Here is a 5,516-nt window from a genome sequence, read left to right as displayed (position 1 = left end):
TAATTGATAATTACCTCTGGTTAAAACCGTTACGGAATTGAAGATAAGGAAATATTATTTCTTTTCTTGGTCGATTGGATATGGCGTTAGCGTAGCGCCTCTGCAAGAGCGGGAGACCCTTCCCTCCGGGACGCTTCGCTAACGCCATCCCATCCTAACGGAATGCTCCGCAAACGACCGCTTTTTTCCTCTTAAAAGGGGAGGCTTTAAACCAGAATTATTAATTATTAATAATTCGGTAAGATATTTTTACGAAAAAGGCAGGAAAAAGGATTTTTCATGGTTACTTTTTCTTTCTTTAGCTGATATAACTAAGAGGTTTATTTATTTTCCGGAGATGTATATTTATGCTCTAGGGGCTATTCGCAAATCGCCCCTACGACTCTTACCCTCACCCATAAGTAATAAGAAGAGGTAATTATTAATTATTCATTGTTAATTATTGAACTATTGACTCTTACCTACCACCACCAAAATATTAAATTAATTCTGTCTAGGTACTTTAACCCATCTTCCGCACGTCAAGTTGTAGCACTAGAGTATTATAATAATCTGGTAGCTTAGTAGGTATTTATACTGTACGAATTATCTTTATTTAACTTTCTCCTGAGTCAAATTCTCAGGAAAATATTAAGCATAAATACTTAATTAATTGTTTGCTGTTATTGACTATTATGATTTTTTTCTGACTCCTGACTCCTGTACGGGCGTTAACGATAGTTATGCGAAGCTAACGGCCGTTTCGCGGAGCGACATGAAACGCCCCTACGAGGACTGACTCTTTATTTCATACTACATTTTGACGTGCGGAATGTAGGCTTTAAGACTTTTTCAGCAACCCCTAATTAACCCCATCTTTGAAGGCAAAATGTTTTTGGAAGGAAGTTGAAATTTCTGTGACAAAAACAACTTCTGATGTCTAACTTCGTTAATCACCATACTGCCTCTGCGAACCTTTTCCCTACCTAACGCCAAAAAGTTGTTAATTATGTATGAAAAACTAGGGCCTCTCAAACTTATATGCTGGAGGAAAATACTCTTTACGCATACCCCTCATAGCTTGGTTCATAAAATCACGCCAGATAGGTGCAACAGTAGTTCCCCCAGTAGCTCCATAGTTTAGTGGTCGGTAATCATCATTACCTATCCAAACAGCAGTTGACAACTGAGGAGTATAACCAACAAACCAAACATCCCTTTCCGAAGAAGTCGTACCAGTTTTTCCAGCAGCTTGACGACTCATTTTAGCCCTAGTAGCAGTACCTCGTTCAATTACCCCCACTAATACACTATTAAGTGATGCTACAGCCCACTGATTCAGAACCAATTTAGGTTTAGGAGTATTGTCCAACAACACATTTCCACTGGTATCTGTCACCTGGACAATAAACGTCGTATCAGAATGCCAACCATTATTAGCAAAAGTGGCATAAGCACCAGCCATCTCCAGAGGTGTCAAATCAACAGAACCCAGTGGTAAAGAAATTACAGGTTCCATCGGACTTTTAATTCCCAAAATACGACAAATCTCAATTACCTTATTAAGTCCGACAGACTGACCAATTTTAACAGCAGGTATATTCAGAGAAGACTGTAAAGCCTTACGAATACTAACTGCCCCGGAATATCCACCACCATAATTTCGAGGAGTGTAGTAACCATCACCATCTCGATAACTAACACGAGTATCCATCACCACCGAAGATGGGGAAAATCTACCCGAAGCAAAAGCAGCATAGTAAACAAAAGGCTTAAACGAAGAACCAGGTTGCCTACGAGCTTGAACGGCACGATTATATTGACTGGTCTTAAAATCTGCCCCACCAACCATGGCCTTAACAAAGTGGGTGCGTGGGTCAACAGCCACCAATGCTAATTGACCTTTATCCCAACTACGATAAAGGCCACGATAATATAATATTTGATGCCATTCAGTCACAGTTCTCTCTGCCATCCGTTGGAAGTTCATATCAATAGTAGTTTGTATCCGCATTCCTCCCTTCAGAACAGCATCTTTACCAAACCTCTCAGTTAATTCTTGAATAACTGCATTAGTAATATAGGGAAGTTTACTTTGACGAAAAGAAGTAACTTTACCTACTAATAATGGTTGTTTGAGAGCTTCTGCTTCCTCCTCAGCAGTAATCCAATTTAGTTCTCGCATCCTGGCTAATACTGTTGCTTGACGCTGCTTGGACTTTTGGTAATTAATAAAAGGACTATATTGCTCTGGTGCGGGAATCATACCTGCCATTAAGGCAGCTTCGGCCAAAGTTAAATCCTTGGCAGACTTATTAAAATAGCTTTTAGATGCAGTTTCAACTCCATATAGATTATGACCCCAATAAATTTGGTTGAGGTATAATTCTAAAATTTCATTTTTTTGCAGAATTTGCTCCATTCTAATTGCCAAAACTGCCTCAGCTACTTTCCGACTAAGTTTGGCTGTGGGAGATAAAAACAAATTTTTCACCAACTGCATAGTCACGGTAGAACCTCCTTCAACAGTTCTACCCCGCTCCAAGTTGGCCACAAAAGCACGGATAATTCCAATGGGATAAAGGCCTTGGTGATTGTAGAAGTTACTATCCTCGATCGCTAGAACTGCTCGTTTTAAGTCTGGAGAAATTTGGTTGAGAGGGATGACTTCTCGGTTGGCCTCATCATGGAGACTTGCCAGGGGTCTACCTTTGATATCATATATATGAGTTGTTTCTGAAGGTGTATAATTTTTTAGTACCCGTACATCTGGCAGATTACGGAAGCTAATGGCTAAACCTACCAGTCCACCAGCAACTAATGAGCTAGTCAGCATGGTAATACCTAATACTGTACCTGCTGTAACTTTACTGACAGATTGAACAAACTCGAATACTGGTGCAGGTTCAGAGTTGGATTTTTTAGTTTGTTTGTTTGGAAGAGCGTTAGTTGACATTTTGATTTAACTTATTTAACTAAATTTTCTGGTTTTTGAGTTTAGTAATTAAACTTTTAGAGTTATGGAATAAGATTAAGTCATTTCAGTTATCAGTTATCAATACCTCCAGCAATAGGGAGATATTATTTCTCGATCAAAAGGTAATAATTCAGCAGTCAGCTATTCTTTTTGGGGAAGGTTTAAAGGTTGATTGATCCAGATATTAAATATTACTAAAAGTCGGCTATTTCGTTTAAAGCTTATTAAATTCATTTAATGTCTTTAAGCTCTAATTGCACTCGTGCTGACTGCTAATACCTGTTTGATTAAATCAAAAGTCAAAAAGTAAGTGATAATAAGTTGATTATTTGTATACTTTAGGTTTATTTGACTTTTTGTTAGGTAAGAGGCTTATTATTAGGGTTTAATATGTTACTTGAAAAAGTTTTATTATTCTATTTCCTAAGATACTAATAGTTATCATTTCTTGGTAAGCTAGCTATAGCTAAGTGCTAATTGCTAGATATCAATCAATTATGCTTAAATTGATGTTTGTACAAAGTATGTACAAGAAAAATCAGGATCGGTGATATTTGTAAATAATTTATGCTACTTTAGCACCTTAAACATTCAGCTATTAGCGGTCAGATATCAGTTTTTTAATGAACGATATAGCTTGATAGAATTTTAAGGTTAACTGATGGAATTTTACCCATACTTTTAATTAGCATGAAATCTCTAAATTGCTTTTTACTCTTTTCAATAAAGGTAATGAAGCTGATAGCTGTTAGCGTTAGCTCCTCTGTTTCGCTGCGCGACATGGAAAGCGGAGCAGTCCGTCAGGATAAAGCGCAGCTCCTCCGCAGGAGGCAAGAGGCTAGCTAACCGCTGTTTGCGCAGCATTCCGGAGGAAATACTTACTTAGCACTCCTAATTATCAGTAGGCCAATTAAGGGCAAAAATCTTCAGAGTAGCTAAACTTTTCCGACTTCCTAATAAGATTATTCATCATTTTCTCCACTAAATTTGACTTTCAAAGTCAAGCTATATAGATTTACTAAATACTAAATAATGACTGATAAATTTACATGGCTGCATCGTGGTATCAGCGAAATATTCCCAGATCAACCAGATTCTCAAGACCCGAATGAAAACTTAATCCAGAGGTTAACCAAATCAGACCGTCCTTTGCGGGTTAAATTGGGAATTGACCCCACAGGAGCTGATATCCATTTAGGCCATAGTATTCCGGTTAGGAAACTCCGGGCATTTCAAGATGCTGGACATACAGCAGTATTAATCATAGGAGATTTTACCGCAAGAATTGGCGACCCGACTGGGAAATCTGAAGTCCGACGGCAGTTAACTACAGAGCAGGTAAAGGAAAATGCCAAAACTTATTTAGAGCAAGTCCGGCCAATATTGGATTTTGACACACCAGGACGACTAGAAATTCGCTACAACTCAGAGTGGCTGTCTAAATTGGATTTGACCAATATTCTAGAACTTCTGGCAACTATGACTGTGGGACAGATGTTGGCTAAGGAAGGTTTTGCCCTTCGTTATAATCAGGAAAATCCTATCTATATCCATGAGTTTCTCTATCCCCTAATGCAAGGTTATGATTCTGTGGCTGTGGATGCTGATGTGGAATTAGGCGGTACTGACCAAAAGTTTAATATTGCGGTGGGGCGAGATTTACAACGTCATTTTGGTAAGAGGACTCAGTTTGGTCTGTTGATGCCGATTTTGTTGGGGACTGATGGGGTACAGAAAATGTCTAAGTCTCTGGGAAATTATGTTGGTTTATCGGAAGACCCTTTGAGTATGTATTCTAAACTGGAGAAAATTCCTGATGACCAGGTAGAAGAGTATTTTGAACTATTGACAAATTTACCTCTTGATGAATTGCCAGAGAATCCTCGCGAAAGACAAAAATTGTTGGGTTTGGATATTGTGTCTCAGTATCACGGTAAGGAATCTGCTTTGGAGGCTCAACAAACGGCTGTGAAAATGGTGCTTCAGGGAGATATGAGTCAAACTGAGGCAGTGCCAGAATTTTCTTTGGCTTCTGTGGAGTTTCCAGCGAAGTTGTTTTATATTGTTAGTGCTAGTGGTTTGTGTAAGAGTAGCTCTGAGGCTAGGAAGAAAATTGCTGGGGGTGCTGTACGTTTGGATGATGACCGTATTTCCGATCAGAATTTGACTTTTGACTCTCCGGCGGAACTTGATGGTAAGGTTTTACGGGTGGGTAAAAAGAATTTTGTTCGCTTGGTGAAGAATTAAGCAATACTTTTACTTAGACTTATAGTAGGAAAAATTTAGGAGAGAAAACTTATGACTCAGAGGAAAGGAAAATTTATCATGGGTAAAAATGATTCAAAACTATAACGTATTAGTTTTTTGAATTATGAGTGGAAATTTTCCATACTTTACCTTAGACTCGTAGTCAGAAAAATTTAGTAGAGAGAAATTCCGACTCCAACCGAAGGAAAATTTTTCATCGGTAAAAAGTTGTCAAAACTATAACGTCTTAGTTTTCTATTGACTGCCGAAAAATAGAGAAGTGGAAATTTTCCATACTTTACCTTAGACTCGT

General features: G+C 38.3%; 2 protein-coding genes. One reads left to right on the top strand and one right to left on the bottom strand.

Translation table 11 applies throughout. The features are described from left to right. Window positions 1-1,000: 1,000 nt before the first annotated feature. Entirely contained in the window at window positions 1,001-2,935 is a 1,935-nt protein-coding gene (locus tag ACP6PK_RS12495; protein ID WP_426559878.1) for a transglycosylase domain-containing protein, read from the bottom strand. Between the two features lie 1,053 nt (window positions 2,936-3,988). On the opposite strand from ACP6PK_RS12495, the gene tyrS reads away from it, so the two are divergent. Then, window positions 3,989-5,203 carry a tyrosine--tRNA ligase gene (gene tyrS, locus ACP6PK_RS12490; RefSeq protein WP_426559877.1) on the top strand — a complete coding sequence of 405 codons (1,215 nt, stop codon included), beginning with the start codon at window positions 3,989-3,991 and terminating at the stop codon, window positions 5,201-5,203. The last annotated feature ends 313 nt before the right edge of the window (window positions 5,204-5,516 follow it).

The organism is Dapis hubbardiae BLCC-M172, from assembly GCF_050016015.1.
GTDB lineage: Bacteria > Cyanobacteriota > Cyanobacteriia > Cyanobacteriales > Microcoleaceae > Trichodesmium.
The sequence above is the reverse complement of the archived record's forward strand: the minus strand, read 5'-3'. Positions and strand labels throughout refer to the sequence as shown.